Here is a 16,352-nt window from a genome sequence, read left to right on the forward strand (position 1 = left end):
GCGAGTCCTGTGACACGATCGCGGCCATGTTGCGCAGTGTCCACGACCGTGCCGAGCTTGCCGCGTTGCTCCGCAAGGACCCTGCTCTGCACGCGTACCAGCTCGGCGATCTCGACGACTTCTTCTGGCCGTTCACGACCTGGTACGCGCACGGCGAGACGGTGGCCCTGATCTACCACGGGCAGCCGACGCCGACCCTGCTCGCGTTCGGCGCGGACGAGCCGCTGCGCGACCTGCTGACCCGGCTCGTCCCGCTGCTGCCCCGCACGGTCTACGCCCACCTCTCCCCCGGCGCCGGTGTCGCGCTGGCCCCGGCGTACACCCGGACGCACGACGGCGGCCCGCACCACAAGATGGCCCTGGCCGGCGCGCCCGTGGGTCCCGCGGAGGGCGAGCCGTTGGGCCCCGCCGACCTCGGCGAGCTCGAGGACCTCTACGCGGCGGCGTACCCCGGCAACTGGTTCGACCGCCGGATGCTGGAGACCGGCCAGTACGTCGGCCTGCGCCGCGCGGGCCGGCTCGTCGCGGTGGCCGGCGTGCACGTCTGGTCGCCGGTCTACCGGGTCAGCGCGATCGGCAACGTCACCACCGATCCGGCCCACCGTGGCCAGGGGCTCGCCCAGCGGGTCACCGCCGCGCTCTGCCACCGGCTGCGCGAGACGACCGACGTCGTCACCCTCAACGTCAAGGCCGACAACGCACCCGCCGTCGCCGCGTACACGCGGATCGGTTTCCGGATCATCGGCGGGTACGAGGAGGCCGCCTACGTTTCGGCCGGGGCCGAAAGGTCCCGCGCCTAGCGTGACGGCGTGAAAATCGCTGCCGCCATCTCCACCACCGTCCTCCTCTGGGCCTCGGCGTTCGTCGCCATCCGGCACCTCGGCGCCGACGTGCGGCCCGGCGCGCTCGCGCTCGGCCGGCTGCTGGTCGCCGCCGTCCTGCTCGGTGCGCTGGTCGCGGTCCGCCGACCGCGCTGGCCGGCCAGAAGCGCCTGGCCGCGCCTGCTGGTCTGCGGTGTCGCCTGGCTCGGCGTCTACAACGTGGCCCTGAACGCCGCCGAGCGCCGGGTCGACGCCGGCACCGCCGCGATGGTGGTCAACCTGGGGCCGGTGCTGATCGCCGTCCTGGCCGGGCTGTTCCTCCGGGAGGGCTTCCCGCGCACGCTGCTGCTCGGGCTGGGCATCGCGTTCGCGGGCACCGTCCTGATCGGCGTAGCGGCCGCCGGCGACACCCGGGCCGACCCGTGGGGCGTCGTGCTCTGCCTGGTCGCCGCGGTCGGCTACGCGGTCGGGGTGGTCGCGCAGAAGCCGCTGCTGGCCGGCTCCGACCCGCTCGCCGTCACCTTCCTCGCCACGGTGGTCGGCGCCGTCGCCTGCCTGCCGTTCGCCGGCGAGCTCGTCGCCGACGCGACCACACCCGCGACCATCGGCTGGCTCGTCTACCTGGGGGCCGGGCCGACCGCGCTGGCGTTCACCACGTGGGCGTACGCGCTGGCCCACACCGGCGCCGGCAAGCTCGGTGCCACCACGTACCTCGTACCCCCGCTGGTGGTGATCATGGCCTGGGCCCTGCTCGGCGAGGTGCCGGCGGCGCTCGCGCTCGGCGGCGGCCTGCTCTGCCTGGCCGGGGTCGCGGCGACCCGGGCGAGAAACTTGACCCTCACGCGACGGCAGGGTGTTTCGTGGGGAGTCGAGAGGGGGTGAGCCCGGATGGGTTACGCGGTGAGTCGGGTGGCGGCGTTGGCCGGTGTCACGGTGCGCACGCTGCACCACTACGACGACATCGGGCTGCTGGTGCCCGGCGAGCGGACCTCGGCGGGCTACCGCGTCTACACCGACGCCGACCTGGAGCGGCTGCAACAGATCCGGTTCTACCGCGAGCTGGGCTTCGGCCTCGACGAGATCGCGGTGCTGCTGGACACGGCCGACCCGCGGGAGCACTTCCGCCGCCAGCACCGGCTGCTACTGGAGCGGATCACGAAACTGACGGAGATGGCGACCGCCATCGAGTTCGCGATGGAGGCACAGAAGGTGGGTGTGAACCTGACCCCGGAGGAGCGCTTCGAGGTGTTCGGCGACTTCGAGCCGGAGCGCTACGCCGACGAGGCCGAGGAACGGTGGGGTGGCACGGACGCGTACGCCGAGTCGCACCGGCGGACGAGCCGCTACAGCAAGGACGACTGGCTGCGGTTCCGCACCGAGAGCGAGGACTGGGGCCGCCGGTTGGCCGCGGTGATGGACAGCGGGCAGCCGGCCGAGGGCCAGGCGGCGATGGACCTCGCCGAGGAGCACCGGCAGCAGATCAGCCAGTGGTTCTACGAGTGCTCGTACGAGCTCCACACGGGGCTGGCCGACATGTACGTCGCGGATCCCCGGTTCACGGCGTTCTACGAGAAGCTGAAGCCGGGAATGGCCCAGTTCCTCAACGAGGCGATCCACGCCAACGCGGTGGCAAGGTCATAACCTTGGCCACATGAGTGGTCGCGCGGTCGAAGCGCTCGAAAATGCCGGAGTGGCGCACCGGGTCGTCAACCACGGCCCGGTGCGCAGCCTCGCCGAGGCCGCCGCCGCCCGTGGCGTGGAGATCCCGGACGTCGTGAAGACGATCGTGGTCCGGCGCGGCGAGGGCGACTACCTGTTCGTGCTGGTGCCCGGCGACCGGGTGATCTCCTGGCCCAAGCTGCGCACGCTGCTCGGGGTCAGCCGGCTGTCCATGCCCGACGCGGCGACCGCGTTCGACGCGACCGGCTACGAGCGCGGCACCATCACCCCGTTCGGGTCGCTGGTGCCGTGGCCGGTGGTCGCCGACGAGCGGATGGCCGGTCGGGAGATCACGCTGGGGGCCGGCGAGCACGGTGTCGCGGTGGCCGTCGATGCCGACACCGCCGTCCGCGCGCTCGGCGCGACGGTCGCCGACGTCTCCGACCCGGAGTAAACCGGGCGATAACCCGCCGTTTCCGGCGAGTTCCGGCGGAAGCGATACGGTCGTAAGAGGCGTCCGTCCCACATCGGCGCGCGCCGCTCCGATTGGGGCGCGAGGGCCGGTAGCGTTCTGCGGGGCGCCAACGGCGGCGATGCCCGACGACCGCGCGACACGAGGGGTACGCATGAACGGCGACCTTGGCCCGGCCAACGAGATCCGGATCAACGGGGACGGCGGCGACGACCGCAAGGCCCCGCCCGGCGTCGTGGTGATCTTCGGTGCGTCCGGCGACCTGACCGAGCGCAAGCTGATGCCGGCGCTGGCCAGGCTCGCGCAATACAAACGCCTGCCCGACGAGTTCCGGCTGGTCGGCGTGGCCCGCAGCCACCTGTCCGACGACGAGTTCCGCCAGCGCTTCCCCGCCGGCCCCGCCGCCGAGGCGCCGGGCCTGGTCGAGACCATGCGCTACGTCAGCGGCGCCTACGACGACCCGCAGACGTACGCGCACCTGCGCGAGCTGCTCGACGGCTTCGACCGCGACACCGGCACCGCCGGCAACCGGCTGTTCTACCTGGCCACGCCGCCGCAGGCGTTCGTGCCGATCATCGAGAACCTGGCCGCCGCGGGGCTCAACCAGCCCGGCGCGCCGGGCGGCTCCGCCCGCCTCGTGATCGAGAAGCCGTACGGCCACGACGAGGCCAGCGCCCGCGACCTCGACCGCCGCATCCACGCCGGGTTCGAGGAGGACCAGGTCTTCCGGATCGACCACTACCTCGGCAAGGACACCGTGCAGAACGTGATGGCGCTGCGCTTCGCCAACACGATCTTCCAGCCCATCTGGAACCGCACGTGGATCGACCAGGTGCAGATCACGGTGGCCGAGACGCTGGGCGTCGGCACCCGCGGCGGGTTCTACGAGCACGCCGGCGCGATGCGCGACATCGTGCAGAACCACGTGCTCCAGGTGCTCGCGCTGGCGCTGATGGAGCCGCCGGCGTCGTTCGCGCCCGAGGCGTTGCGCAACGAGAAGGTCAAGCTGCTCCAGTCGATCCGGCACCCGGCCGACGGCGACATCGACCAGATCGCGGTGCGCGGGCAGTACACGCGCGGCGGCACGAGCGGCGACCTCATGCCCGGCTACCGCGACGAGCAGGGCGTCGACCCGCTGTCCCGCACCGAGACGTACGCCGCGATGCGCCTGAACGTCGACAACTGGCGCTGGGCCGGCGTGCCGTTCTACGTGCGCACCGGCAAGCGACTGCCACGCCGCGTCACCGAGGTGGTCCTCCAGTTCACCCGCCCGCCGCACCTGCCGATCAGCGCCGCCCAGGTGACCGGGCTGCAGCCCGACGCGCTGATCCTGCGCATCCAGCCCGACGAGGGCATCACGCTGCGCTTCGGCGCGAAGGTGCCGGGCCACTCGTTCCGCGTGCGCACGGCGACCATGGAGTTCTCCTACGAGTCGACGTTCCGCGAGGAGTCGCCGGAGGCCTACGAGCGGCTGCTGCTCGACGCGCTGATCGGCGACCCGACGCTGTTCATCCGCTCCGACGAGGTGCTGCAGAGCTGGCGGATCGTCGATCCGATCATCGAGCACTGGGCCAACAGCAAGGGCCGGATCCCGTTGTACGAGGCCGCGTCCTGGGGTCCCGACGAGGCCGACCAGCTCCTGGCCCGCGACGGCCGCTCGTGGCACAACCCCGGCGGCCGCTGATGACCTCGGTCTACGTGATCAACGGGCCCAACCTCAACCTGCTGGGCACCCGGCGTCCCGAGGTCTACGGCAGCACCACGCTCGCCGACGTCGAGGAGCTGTGCCGCCAGGAGGCCGGCAAGCTCGGGCTGGAGCTCGAGTTCCTCCAGTCCAACCACGAGGGCCAGCTCGTCGACTGGGTGCAGGAGGCGGGCGCCCGGGTGGCGGCCGGCGAGTGCATCGGCGCGGTGCTCAACGCGGGCGCCTACACGCACACCTCGATCGCCCTGCACGACGCGATCGAGGGCGCCAGCCTGCCGGTGATCGAGGTGCACATCTCGAACGTGCACGCCCGCGAGGAGTTCCGGCACCGCTCGTTCGTCTCACCGGTGGCCCGCGGCATCGTGGTCGGCTTCGGCGTGCACGGCTACGTGCTGGCCCTGCAGGGGCTGCACCAGCTCAGCCGCTAGCCACGACACCGGCGCCGAACAGGTCCACCGTCTCGTCCTCGGACACGCCCAGCTCGGCGAGGATCTCCGCGGTGTGCTCCCCCGGCTGCGGCGCCGGTCTCGGCAGCGGCGGTGCGGTCGGGTCCACTCCCGGGTCGGTGGTGAAGCGCGGCGTCGGTGTCACCTGTACCGCGCCGTTGTGTCCGGCCACGGGCGCGTAGAGGTCGCGGGCCGCGGCCTGGGGTGCTGTCGCGGCCTCGGCCAGCTCCAGCACCGGTGTCACGCACGCGTCGCGGCCGGCGAACCGCTCCGCCCACTCGTCGCGGGTCGCCCCGGCGAATGCGGTCGTCAGCGTGGAACGGAGCGCCGGCCACCGCGACGGGTCGCGGTGCGCGGCCACCAGGTCGGCGTCGTCCGCCAGCCCGAGCCCGGTCAGCAGGTTGACGAAGAACCGGCGCTCGATCGCGCCGACCGCCACGTACCCGCCGTCGGCGCAGCGGTAGACGTCGTAGTACGGGCAGCCGGTGTCGATCAGGTTGGTGCCCCGCCGGTCGGACCAGAGCCCGGCCGCGCGGAACCCCTGCACCATCGCGAGCAGCGAGGTGGTGCCGTCGTGCACGTTGGCGTCGACCACCCGGCCGCCGCCGGCCCACAGGGCGCACATGATCCCGTAGACCAGGAAGAGCGCGCCGCCACCGAAGTCGCCGACCAGGTTCATCGGCGGCTGCGGTGGCCCACCGGCCCGGCCGAGCGCGGCCAGCGCGCCCGTCAGGCTGATGTAGTTGATGTCGTGCCCGGCGGCGTCGGCCAAGGGCCCCGTTTGCCCCCACCCGCTCATCCGGGCGTAGACCAGCCCGGGCCGCACCGCGAGACACGGCACCGGACCGATGCCGAGCCGCTCGGCGACACCCGGCCGGTAGCTCTCCACCAGCACGTCGGCCCGGGCGACCAGGCGCATGAACAGCTCGACACCCTCGGGCGCCTTCAGGTCGAGCGCGATCGACCGGCGACCCCGGTCGAGCACCGGGTTGGGCGGGTACTCGGGGGCGGGCCCGTCGGGCCGGTCGACCCGGACCACGTCGGCGCCCATGTCGGCGAGCAGCATGGCGGCGTACGGCGCCGGACCGATGCCGGCGAGTTCGACGACACTCAGGCCGGATAGCGGACCACTGGACATGTGCGGTTGGCCTTAAGCTGAAGGGACTGGGGCCGGGCGTCGGGACGGGCGTCCGGCCCCAGGCCTACGTGGGCGGGTCAGTCGCAGGCAGCGCACGCCCAGATAGAGCAGCAGGCCATAGCCCGGCAGGGTGGGCAGACCGCCGACCAGCGCGCCCCACAGCGAGGTGCCCGCGCCGGGTGCGCCCATCGTGAGGAAGACGCCGCTGCCCATCATCGCCAGCACGGTGACCAGCGCGGCGCCGCCGACGGCCCGCACCAACGCGACCGGCGACGTGGCGCGCCGGGCCAGCAGGCGCAGCGCCAGCAGCGCGACCGCGAAGCTGACGCTCGCGGCGACCAGGAACAGGTCGGTGGCCCGCGCCACGTCGAGGTAGGCCGGGCCGGGCTCGATGCTGGTGCCGCCGCCCCGCCACATCAGCGTGGTCACGGCCATCACCAGCGGCAGCGCGATCGCGAACACCCAGGCGGTGCGCCAGGCCTGCGCGACGGCCAACTCGGTCTGGAACTCCGGCGCCAACGCCGGCACCGGCCCGAACTCCTCGACGGCCTGGCGCTCGGCCTCGGCCGGGCCGACCTCCGGCGAGTCGGCCAGCACCGCGTCGGCCGCGTCGCGCAGCCCGTCACGTACCTCGACGATCAGGTCGGCCTTGCGCCGGCGCGGACCGTGCAGCCGGCGGTCGAGCTCGCGGACGTAGCTGTCGATCGCGGTCACGTGTCCATTGTGCCGGCCGGGCCGGTCAACGGGTACGTGCTTGGTAGAGCTCCGTGTCGACGGCGACCCGGACCTCGTTGTCGAGCCGCCGGAGGATGTCGGCGAACAGCGTCGAGCGGGTCTCGGGCTCCAGCGTCGTGTAGGCCGACCGGGTGGCGAGCGTGGCGACGAAGTCCACCGTGGGCATCGTGACCTGCCAGCGGTAGACGTGCGAGTCGCGGTGGGCCAGGCCGTGGATGCCGGGCCACGGCGGCGGGTCCGGCAGCATCTCCCGGTCGAACGGGATCCGCGGCGCGTACACCTGGTGCGCGGCCCTGATCTCGTCGTTGACCGCCCGGTCGGCGGGACGCTCGCGGTTCCAGAAGAGCGCGACCACGCCGCCCGGGGTGACCGCCTCGGCCGCCTTGCGCCACCGCACCGCGGGATCGACCCGGTGCCAGGCCTGCGCGCTGAACAGCAGCCCGAACCGGCGGTCCGGCACGTAGTCCTCGAAGGTGCTGACGGCCACCGTGACCGGCGCACCCGCCACGCGCCGGGTGAGGACGGCCGCGAGGCGCGCGTTCGGCTCGACGGCAGTGATCTTGATGCCGCGGGCGACGAACTTCATCGTCGCCCGACCGCTGCCGGCACCCACCTCCAGTGCCGGCTGACCGTCCAGGCGGGCGTACGCCAGGACGTCGGCGACGAGCTCGTCGGGGTAACCGAGCCGTAGCCGGTCGCGCGAGCCGGTGCGGCGGAGCCGCTCTGGCACTTCTGTCACCCGTCGTACCTATCATCCCGACCGCCCGGCGCGCACCCCGGCATCCGACAGCTGAGCCATTCGGCACTGCCTAAAATCAGCGCACCATGCGATACGCGATGCTGATCCTGCCGTCCGCCAACCGGGTCTACGCCGAGTCCTCCGTCGGGCTGACCGGCGCCGAGCTGGAGATCTTCGCCGACGCGGTGCTCGGCGGTGACCTCGGCGACATCACGTCCGACGAGCTCGCCGGTGTGCCGTACGTGACGTTCGAGTCGCGGGAGCTCGACGAGCGCGCGATCCGGTACCTGGCCAACCTGTCGTCCATCTACGCGCTGTTCGCGATCGAGGGCGGCGGGCTGCTGCGGCCGGTGCCGCTGGTCCGGCTCGACCGGTTCGACGACGACCTCATCACCATTCCGAAGTACGCCGGCAAGACCAACGAGCAGTTCACCAAGCTGCTGCTCAACGCGACCGTGATGGGCTCGGCGTTCGCCGGCGCGATGCTCGACCGGCGGCTGACGGTGCTCGACCCGCTCGCCGGCCGCGGCACGACACTGCACCAGGCGATGATGTACGGCTACGACGCGTACGGCGTGGACCGCGACCAGAAGGACTACGAGGCGTACAGCGGTTTCATCCAGCGCTGGCTCAAGGAGAAGCGGATCAAGCACCGCACCGAGAGCGGGCCGGTGCGGCGCAACGGGAAGGTGGTCGGCCGGCGGCTGCAGATCACGCTGGCCGCCACGAAAGAGGCGCACAAGGCCGGCGACACACAGCGGATCGACATGATCAACGCGGACACCACCCGGACGCTCGAGTTCTGGAAGCCGCGCTCCGTCGACCTGGTGGTGGCGGACGCGCCCTACGGCGTGCAGCACGGCAGCCGCACCGCCGACCGCGGCCTGACCCGCGACCCGCTGGACCTGCTGCGGGCCGCGGCGCCGGTCTGGGCCGGGGTGCTGCGCCCCGGCGGCGCGCTCGGCCTGTCCTGGAACACGAACGTGGCCGACCGCGCCGACGCCGCGGAAGCGCTGGAAGACGCGGGCCTGCGGGTGGTGGACTCGGACGCCCACCGCCGGCTGGTGCACCGCGTCGACCAGGCCATCCGCCGGGACATTTTGATCGCGAGGAAGCCCGACTAGCCGATCTCGGCCAGGCGGGGCACCACCTTCTCGCAGAACGTCGTCGTCCAGCCCACCGGGTCGCTGCCGCGCGGCACCATCTCGACGAGCTCGACGCCGAGCTTGGCGTACCCCTCCATGTCGAACAGGAACTGGTCCGGCGCGTTGATCGGGTCACCGTGGCCGATGATCGTCTTCTGGATCTCCAGCGGGTCGCGGCCGACCGCGGCGCAGTGGTCGGCCAGCACGCGCAGCTTGTGCGCCACCTGGTCGTGGTTCTCGGCGAACAGGTTGCACGCGTCGGCGTACTGGGCGACCAGCCGCAGCGTCTTCTTCTCGCCCATGCCGCCGACCAGCACCCGTGGCCGCGGCTCGGAGACGGGCTGCGGCTCGCAGATCGTCTCGGCCAGCCGGTAGTGCTTGCCCTCGAACGGCCCGTCCTCCGGCGACCACATCTGGCGACAGATCCGCAGGGTCTCCTCGAGCCGCTCGAACCGCTCGCTGACCGGCGGGAACGGCACGCCCATCGCGTGGTGCTCGCGCTCGTACCAGGCGGCGCCGAGGCCCAAGGTCGCGCGTCCGCCGGAGAGCACGTCGAGCGTGCTGACCGTCTTGGCCAGCAGGCCTGGGTGGCGATAGGTCACGCCGGTGACCATCAGCCCGAGGTTGATCCGGCTGGTGCGGCCGGCGAGGAAGCCGAGCGCGGTGTAGCCCTCGAGCATCGGGTCGCGCGCGTCGGCGACGTGCTCCATCTGGAACCAGTGGTCCATCAGCGTGAACGTCGCGCAGCTTCCGTCCTCGGCGGCCCGGGCCGTGGCGGTAAGTGTCGGGGCGATCGCGGCGGCTCCGCCGGGCAGGGTGAAGTTGATGAAATGGACTCCAGCGAGCATTGGGGGATCATCCTCCTGGGGGGTCGGTAAACCGACGCTATCCCCCTTATGGACCACTCCGCGAGGCCTGGCGTCTATCGTTGGCGCCCGTGAAGTACATGCTGCTGATCTACAACAACCCGGCCGCCATCGACGCGCTGTCCGAGCAGGAGCGCACCCGACTGTTCGGCGAGGTCGACACGATCATGGCGGAGCTGACCGCGTCGGGCGAGCTGATCCGGGGCGAGGCCCTGGCCGGCGCGGCCAAGACAGTCCGCCTGCGCGAAGGTTCCCCGGTCACCACAGACGGCCCGTTCATCGAGGCCAAGGAGCAGTTCGCGGGCTACATCGCGGTCGACGTCGCCACCGAGGAGCGGGCGATCGAGATCGCGGCCCGCTGGCCCGATTCGGAGTGGGGCGCGATGGAGGTCCGGCAGATCCTGGGCTGACCCGTGTCGAAGCGGCCGGGCCGGCTCCGACGTATCGGCATGACGACGCTGAAGGTTCCCGGTGCCACGCTCCACCACGAGGTGCGCGGCACCGGACCCACCCTGCTGCTGGTGTGCGGCGGTGTCTACGACGCCGCCGGCTACGCCGGGCTGGCCCGTGCACTGAGCGACCGCTACACGGTGGTCACCTACGACCGGCGCGGCAACTCGCGCAGCCCGCTGGACGGCCCGCCCGGGCCGCAGTCGCTGCCGGAACACGCCGACGACGCGGCCGCGCTGCTCGACGCGGTCGGCGGCGGCCCGGCCCACGTGTTCGGCAACAGCTCCGGCGCGATCATCGGGCTCGACCTGGCCGCCCGGTATCCGGACCGGGTGCGCACGCTGGTCGCGCACGAGCCGCCCCTGTTCGACCTGCTGCCGGAACGCGACCATTTCCGGTCCGTGATCGACGAGGTCGAGAAGACGTTCGCCGCAGACGGGCCCGAGGCCGCCAACGCCGTGCTGGGCCGCGGCCTCGACATGGGCCCGGCCGAGGAGGACGACCGGGCACCGGGCGGCGGCCCCGCCGAGGCCCCCGATCCGGAGACCCTCGAGATGTTCGGCCGCTTAGAGAAGAACTTCGCCTTCTTCATCGGGTACGAGGTCCCGCCCTTCGCGCGCTACACCCCGGACTACGCGACCCTGCGCGGCGGCCCGGTCCGGATCGTGCCGGCGGCGGGCGAGGCGTCCGTGGGCCAGCCGCCGTTCCGGGCCGCGTACGCGCTCGGCGAGCGCCTGGCCGCACCGACGGTCCCGATGCCCGGCGACCACGGCGGCTTCGGCCAGCGGGTGCCGGAGTTCGCGGCCCGGCTCGACGCCCTGCTACGGCCGCAGTAGGCCCGTTTTATCGCGGCTGATGTAAGGCTGCATTGGCTCTTGGTCTTCCGGATGACCCGATGTTACGGTCACCGACCGAACGCTTGGTTCATCGGAGGCCGCCGTGAGCAACCTTGACCTGCGCCTCGCCCGCCGGGCGGCCGGCAGCGGCGACGAGTTGAGCGCGATCCTCTCGCTCGTCAACGCCCCGGGGCTGATCACCTTCTCCGGCGGCTTTCCGGCGCACGAGATCTTCCCGGTCGAGTTCGTCCGCGAGGTCGCCGACAAAGAGCTCGGCGGGGCGGCCCCCGTGGCGCTGCAGTACACGCCCACCGAAGGGCTCGCCTCGTTCCGGGACGCGCTCGCCTCGTGGATCACCTCGTCGCAGGGCGTCGCGCCGGACGGGTTGATGGTGACCAGCGGCGGCATCGAGGCGCTCCAGCTGATCTGCCGGACGCTGCTCGACCCAGGCGACCGGGTGCTGGTCGAGTCGCCCACCTACCTCGGCGCGATCACCGCGTTCAGCGGCTTCGAGGCAAAGGTTGACTCAGTCCGGGCGGACCGCGACGGGCTCGACCCGGCGTCGCTCGAGGAGGCCCTGGCCACGGGTCCGGCGCCCAAGCTGCTGTACGTGATTCCCGACTTCCAGAACCCGACCGGTGCCTGGCTGTCGACGCAGCGCCGGCACGAGATCGTCGCGCTGGCGCGGCGGCACGGGTTGCTGGTGGTGGAGGACGTCGCGTACCGGGAGCTCGGTTTCACCGGCGAGCACCGCCCGTCGCTCTGGTCGCTGGCCCCCGACGTGGTGGTCCAGGTCGGCACGTTCTCGAAGATCCTGTTCCCGGGCGTCCGGCTCGGCTGGGCGGCCGGGTCGGCGACGCTGATCCCGCACCTGGTGCGCGCCAAGCAGAACTCCGACCAGTGCGCCGGCGGCTTCGGCCAGTGGCTGGCCGAGTCGTTCCTGCGCGCCGGCCGGCTCGACGCCCAGCTCGACCGGGCCCGGGCGGCCTACGCCGAGCGGTGGGCCGCGATGTCGGCCGGCCTGACCAAGCACCTGGGTCCGGAGTTCTCGTGGAGCGAGCCGGGCGGCGGCTTCTTCACGTGGCTGACCGGCCCGGCCGACCTGGACACCGCTGCCCTGCTCCCCCGGGCCCGCGAGGTCGGCATCGCCTACGTGCCCGGCGCCCCGTTCCACCCCCGCCGCGACACGCACAACAGGTTGCGGCTGGCGTTCAGCGCGACCACCCCCGACGAGATCGCCGAAGGTACCCGGCGGCTCGGCCTTCTGTTAGGAGCAGGCGCATGACCAACGCGGACTCGCACTTCGGCAGCACCGGCGGCACGCCGACCACGCCCGGCCGGTTCGTCGACCGCACGAAGATCGACCCGCACGAGATCCTGCCGGGGCTGAACTTCCAGCCGGTGCTGGGCGAGCGGAGCCTGCTCAACTTCGTGCAGTTCGAGGCGCACGCCGAGGCACCGCTGCACACGCACGAGGAGGAGCAGGTCGTGCTGGTCCTCGAGGGCGAGATCGAGTTCGAGGTCGACGGCGACGTCCGGGTGCTCAAGCCCGGCGACGTCGCGGTGATCCCGCCGTGGGTGCCGCACGGCGCGCGTACCACCGGCACGCCCTGCCTGGAGGTCGACTTCTTCACGCCGCCGCGGGCCACGCTGCTCGACCAGGCGCGTGCGGCCCTGGAAAAGGGCGACGCGTGAAGCTCGGGCTGACCGGCCGGCACGCCCTGGTCACCGGGGGCAGCAAGGGCATCGGGTACGCCATCGCCGCCGAACTCCTGGCCGAGGGCGCCTCGGTTGCCATCTGCGCGCGTACGCCGGACGAGGTGGCCGCGGCCGTCAAGTCGCTGTCCGAAGTGGATGGCTCTCCGGTGTCCGGGCACGTCTGCGACGTGACCTCCGCCGACGCGGTGGAAGCGCTGGTCGCGGCGGTAGCGGCCGAGCACGGTGGCATCGACGTGCTGGTCAACAACGCCGGCGGCGCCCACCCGGGCGGCTTCGAGGACCTGACCGACGAGGACTGGAAGGCCGACCTCGACGTCAAGCTGTTCTCGCAGATCCGGTGCACCCGGGCGGCACTGCCCCACCTGCGTCGCAGCGCCGCGCCGCGGGTCATCAACGTCAACGCGGTGTACGCCCGCTATCCCGACCCCACGTTCTTCGCGACCTCGGTCAACCGCGCCGCGTGCCACAACCTGACCAAGGTGCTGGCCCAGCAGTACGGGCCGGAGGGCATCCTGGTCAACAGCGTGAACATCGGGTTCGTGGTGACGCCGCAGTGGGCGAACATCCGGGCCCGGCGGGCGCCGGAGCTCAGCGAGGAGGCGTTCTTCGCCAAGCTCGCCGCGCAGGAGGTGCCGCTGGGCCGGTTCGGCACGGTCGACGAGGTCTCTGGCCTCGTGGCGTTCCTGGCCGGCGACCGGGCGAGCTACATCACCGGCGCCTCGATCGACGTGGCGGGCGGGATGGGCAAGTTCTCCTAGCCCGCACGCTCTTCGCGGAGCTCCGCGATCAGGCCGTGCACGAAGTCCTTGCGCGGTGTCTCCGCGAGGCTCAGCAACGTCTCGGTGCGGGAGACACCGGGAATCTGCCAGATGCCCTCGAGCAGGATGGCGCGCAGGTGCGCCTGGTCGCGTACGCGGAGTCTGGCCAGCAGGTCGATCGAACCGGTGACGACGCTGACTTCCTCGACCTCCGGGATGGCGTGCAGCGCGCGGATAATCGACGCCTGGTCGGTGGCGGCGATAACCGACAGGAAAACCTGCATCGGAAAGCCCAAGGCGGCCCAGTCGATGTCCGCGCGATAACCGCGAATGACGCCGAGCCGTTCCAACCGCGCGATCCGGTCGCCGACCGCGGGCGGCGACATCTGCAGTTCGCGGGCGAGCCCGCGTTGGCTGGTCCGGGCATCCTGGACGAGCAACTCGAGTAGGCGGAGGTCGATCGCGTCGAGTGCGGCGGTCGCCACCGGCGTGCTCACGACATCTGCGATCGCCGCCAGCGGGCTGCGCTTTTTCGGCACGTCTTCCGTCACGCGGGAACTATAACGGTGCGGGCTATCCGGCCAAACTGACCGTAAGGGGTCGGGCCCTAATCCCGCATGCCCGACTTATGCGGCTCATCTGCTCACGCCTGCCGCCGGACGACGGTGACTTGGCAAGTGATCGTGCGAACCCGCCCACGAAAAGTTGGCCGTAAGGCATTATCTGATGTCCACTGTTCGATATAACGTGTGCGGTGCGAGGCGGTCGTTACCCGACCGCACTTTCGGTCCCCCTGCCCCGAGAGGCACCGCATGGCCATCACCCTCAGAAAGGGCTTCGCCGCTACCGCGGCGGCGCTCCTCGTCCTGGCGTTCACCCCGGGTGCCGCCGCCGCAGACCCGGATCCGCGGATCGGGCTCACCGGTGGCTGGCTCGACGCGCAAGAGGCCGCCAGCAACATCGAGCGCCTGGCGCACGTCGACAAGCCGGCCGGATCGTTCGACCCGGCCAACCCGTCGAACTTCTCCTACGTCGCCTCCGACCTCGCCTTCAAGGGCAACGTCGCGTTCATGGGCGGCTACAACGGCTTCACCGTCTTCGACGTGGCGAACCCGTCCGCACCGTCCATTCTGACCACCGTGGTCTGCCCCGGCGGTCAGGGCGACGTCTCCGTCTTCGGCAACCTGCTCTTCATGTCGGTCGAGGAGACCCGCGGCCGCGTCGACTGTGGCACGAACCCCGCCGTGGGCACCCGGTTCCAGGGCGTCCGCGTCTTCGACATCAGCAACGTGACCGACCCGCAGCAGGTGGCGGCGGTCCAGCTCTGCCGCGGTTCGCACACGCACTCGCTGGTGACCAAGCCGGGCGACACCGACAACGTGTACGTCTACGTGTCGGGCACCGCCGGCGTCCGCACCGACGGCCTGGCCGGCTGCAACAACAACCCGGCGTCCGGCGTCGACCCGTCCCGTTGGCGGATCGACGTCATCAAGGTCCCGGTCGCGGCACCTTCGGAGGCGGCGGTCGTCAACAACCCGCGGCTGTTCGCCGACGAGACGACCGGGGCGGTCGACGGCCTGCAGAACGCGCCGCAGACCCCGCGCCACCCGTCGGGCACCAACTGGAGCCCGTCGCCGGTCACCGACGCCTGCCACGACATCACGTCGTACCCGGCGATCGGGCTGGCCGCCGGCGCCTGTGAGGGCAACGGCATCCTGATCGACATCTCCGACCCGGCCAACCCGAAGCGGCTCGACGAGGTCGCCGACCCGAACTTCGCGTACTGGCACTCGGCGACGATCAACAACGACGGCACCAAGGTCATCTTCACGGACGAGTGGGGCGGTGGCACCGGTGCCCGGTGCCGCGACACCGACCTGCCGTCGTGGGGCGCCAACGCCATCTTCGACATCGTCGACGGCAAGATGCAGTTCCGCAGCTACTACAAGCTGCCGGTGCCGCAGACCGTCGTCGAGAACTGCGTGGCCCACAACGGCTCACTGCTCCCCGTGCCCGGCCGCGACATCATGGTCCAGGCCTGGTACCAGGGCGGCCTGTCGGTGCTGGACTTCACCGACTCGGCCAACCCGAAGGAGATCGCCTTCTTCGACCGCGGCCCGGTCAACCCGAACGCCCTGTCCCTCGGTGGCTTCTGGTCGGCCTACTGGCACAACGGCCAGGTCTACGGCAGTGAGATCGCGCGCGGCTTCGACACCTTCGGGCTCAAGCCGAGCGAGTTCCTCTCCGCCGCCGAGATCGCGGCCGCCCGCGAGGTCCAGGTGCCGCAGACCAACCCGCAGCACCAGCAGAAGTTCACGTGGACGCCGAGCCTGGCGAACACGCGGGCGCGGTTCGACCAGCTCGTCCGCACCTGCACCACGACGATCACGGGCAACCGCAACGGCATCGTGGTGGCCGACGGCGTGACCTGCCTCGACGGTGCCACCGTCCGGGGTGCGATCACGGTGCGGCCGGGAGCCTCGCTGCTGGCGATCAACTCGACGATCAACGGCGCCGTGGCGTCGTCGTCGGCGTCCGCGGTGCACCTGTACGACAGCACGATCAACGGCGCCATGGCGGTCAGCGGCACGACCGGCAGCCTGGCGGTCGTCGACTCGACGATCCGGGGCGCGGTGTCGTTCAGCGGCGCCCGCACGCCGGGCATCGCGTCGGTCATCGCCGGCAACGACGTGTTCGGCGTGCTGTCCTGCACCGGCAACAACCCGACGCCGATCAACGTCGGCTCGAAGAACAAGGTGCGCGGACTGGCCGTCGGCCAGTGCGCCGCGCTGGACTGACGCCGCATGTGGCGCCCGCCTCAGCTCCCCCCGCTGACCGGGCGCCACGCCGGTGGCGCGTAAAG

General features: G+C 71.7%; 18 protein-coding genes. 13 read left to right on the top strand and 5 right to left on the bottom strand.

Annotated elements, in window-relative coordinates; genetic code table 11:
• Positions 1 to 26: 26 nt before the first annotated feature.
• From CHC05_RS38725 to aroQ, 6 genes are all read left to right on the top strand, one after another.
• Complete coding sequence (locus CHC05_RS38725) at positions 27 to 800, top strand: GNAT family N-acetyltransferase (protein ID WP_089255643.1); 774 nt, start codon at positions 27 to 29, stop codon at positions 798 to 800.
• Positions 801 to 809: 9 nt separating this feature from the next.
• On the top strand, positions 810 to 1,703 hold the full coding sequence (locus CHC05_RS38730) for a DMT family transporter (RefSeq protein WP_089255644.1): 894 nt from the start codon (positions 810 to 812) through the stop codon (positions 1,701 to 1,703).
• Between the two features lie 6 nt (positions 1,704 to 1,709).
• Positions 1,710 to 2,462 (top strand): MerR family transcriptional regulator, encoded by a 753-nt coding sequence (locus CHC05_RS38735; protein ID WP_089255645.1) that lies wholly within the window; start codon positions 1,710 to 1,712, stop codon positions 2,460 to 2,462.
• A gap of 10 nt (positions 2,463 to 2,472) precedes the next feature.
• Entirely contained in the window at positions 2,473 to 2,934 is a 462-nt protein-coding gene (locus tag CHC05_RS38740) for an aminoacyl-tRNA deacylase (protein WP_089255646.1), read from the top strand.
• Positions 2,935 to 3,106: 172 nt separating this feature from the next.
• Complete coding sequence (gene zwf / locus CHC05_RS38745) at positions 3,107 to 4,636, top strand: glucose-6-phosphate dehydrogenase (RefSeq protein ID WP_089255647.1); 1,530 nt, start codon at positions 3,107 to 3,109, stop codon at positions 4,634 to 4,636.
• Entirely contained in the window at positions 4,636 to 5,085 is a 450-nt protein-coding gene (gene aroQ / locus CHC05_RS38750) for a type II 3-dehydroquinate dehydratase (RefSeq protein WP_089255674.1), read from the top strand. The genes zwf and aroQ overlap by 1 nt, the downstream gene beginning before the upstream one ends.
• Here the strand turns inward: aroQ and CHC05_RS38755 are convergent.
• The 3 genes from CHC05_RS38755 to CHC05_RS38765 are packed head-to-tail and all read right to left on the bottom strand — an operon-like array spanning position 5,075 to position 7,715.
• Positions 5,075 to 6,241: a CaiB/BaiF CoA transferase family protein gene (locus CHC05_RS38755; protein ID WP_089255648.1), complete on the bottom strand. Its 1,167-nt coding sequence runs from the start codon at positions 6,239 to 6,241 to the stop codon at positions 5,075 to 5,077. The two genes, aroQ and CHC05_RS38755, sit on opposite strands and share 11 nt — an antisense overlap.
• A gap of 12 nt (positions 6,242 to 6,253) precedes the next feature.
• Positions 6,254 to 6,955 (bottom strand): permease prefix domain 1-containing protein, encoded by a 702-nt coding sequence (locus tag CHC05_RS38760; protein ID WP_089255649.1) that lies wholly within the window; start codon positions 6,953 to 6,955, stop codon positions 6,254 to 6,256.
• A gap of 25 nt (positions 6,956 to 6,980) precedes the next feature.
• Positions 6,981 to 7,715, bottom strand: a complete 735-nt coding sequence (locus CHC05_RS38765; protein WP_144022977.1) for a class I SAM-dependent methyltransferase — start codon at positions 7,713 to 7,715, stop codon at positions 6,981 to 6,983.
• Between the two features lie 86 nt (positions 7,716 to 7,801).
• Between CHC05_RS38765 and CHC05_RS38770 the strand changes: the two genes are divergently transcribed.
• The gene (locus CHC05_RS38770) at positions 7,802 to 8,839 is read left to right on the top strand and encodes a TRM11 family SAM-dependent methyltransferase (protein ID WP_245871447.1); all 1,038 of its coding nucleotides are present in this window, start codon (positions 7,802 to 7,804) and stop codon (positions 8,837 to 8,839) included.
• Here the strand turns inward: CHC05_RS38770 and CHC05_RS38775 are convergent.
• Positions 8,836 to 9,708: an LLM class F420-dependent oxidoreductase gene (locus CHC05_RS38775; protein ID WP_089255651.1), complete on the bottom strand. Its 873-nt coding sequence runs from the start codon at positions 9,706 to 9,708 to the stop codon at positions 8,836 to 8,838. The two genes, CHC05_RS38770 and CHC05_RS38775, sit on opposite strands and share 4 nt — an antisense overlap.
• Positions 9,709 to 9,806: 98 nt before the next feature.
• Here CHC05_RS38775 and CHC05_RS38780 point away from each other — a divergent pair, with 98 nt between their 5' ends.
• From CHC05_RS38780 to CHC05_RS38800, 5 genes are all read left to right on the top strand, one after another.
• Positions 9,807 to 10,136, top strand: coding sequence for a YciI family protein (locus CHC05_RS38780; protein WP_245871449.1), 330 nt, complete (start codon positions 9,807 to 9,809; stop codon positions 10,134 to 10,136).
• A gap of 39 nt (positions 10,137 to 10,175) precedes the next feature.
• Positions 10,176 to 11,012, top strand: a complete 837-nt coding sequence (locus CHC05_RS38785) for an alpha/beta hydrolase (protein ID WP_089255653.1) — start codon at positions 10,176 to 10,178, stop codon at positions 11,010 to 11,012.
• A 103-nt stretch (positions 11,013 to 11,115) separates the two neighbouring features.
• The gene (locus CHC05_RS38790; protein ID WP_089255654.1) at positions 11,116 to 12,297 is read left to right on the top strand and encodes an aminotransferase-like domain-containing protein; all 1,182 of its coding nucleotides are present in this window, start codon (positions 11,116 to 11,118) and stop codon (positions 12,295 to 12,297) included.
• Positions 12,294 to 12,707, top strand: coding sequence for a cupin domain-containing protein (locus tag CHC05_RS38795; RefSeq protein ID WP_089255655.1), 414 nt, complete (start codon positions 12,294 to 12,296; stop codon positions 12,705 to 12,707). Before CHC05_RS38790 ends, CHC05_RS38795 begins: the two co-directional genes overlap by 4 nt.
• Positions 12,704 to 13,489 carry an SDR family oxidoreductase gene (locus CHC05_RS38800; RefSeq protein ID WP_089255656.1) on the top strand — a complete coding sequence of 262 codons (786 nt, stop codon included), beginning with the start codon at positions 12,704 to 12,706 and terminating at the stop codon, positions 13,487 to 13,489. Before CHC05_RS38795 ends, CHC05_RS38800 begins: the two co-directional genes overlap by 4 nt.
• Here CHC05_RS38800 and CHC05_RS38805 read toward each other — a convergent pair.
• Positions 13,486 to 14,040, bottom strand: a complete 555-nt coding sequence (locus tag CHC05_RS38805) for an Lrp/AsnC family transcriptional regulator (protein ID WP_089255657.1) — start codon at positions 14,038 to 14,040, stop codon at positions 13,486 to 13,488. The genes CHC05_RS38800 and CHC05_RS38805 overlap by 4 nt on opposite strands.
• 261 nt (positions 14,041 to 14,301) lie before the next feature.
• On the opposite strand from CHC05_RS38805, the gene CHC05_RS38810 reads away from it, so the two are divergent.
• Positions 14,302 to 16,287 carry an LVIVD repeat-containing protein gene (locus CHC05_RS38810; RefSeq protein ID WP_089255658.1) on the top strand — a complete coding sequence of 662 codons (1,986 nt, stop codon included), beginning with the start codon at positions 14,302 to 14,304 and terminating at the stop codon, positions 16,285 to 16,287.
• Positions 16,288 to 16,352: the final 65 nt, after the last annotated feature.

It is taken from the genome of Asanoa hainanensis (assembly GCF_900188485.1).
Classification (GTDB): domain Bacteria; phylum Actinomycetota; class Actinomycetes; order Mycobacteriales; family Micromonosporaceae; genus Asanoa; species Asanoa hainanensis.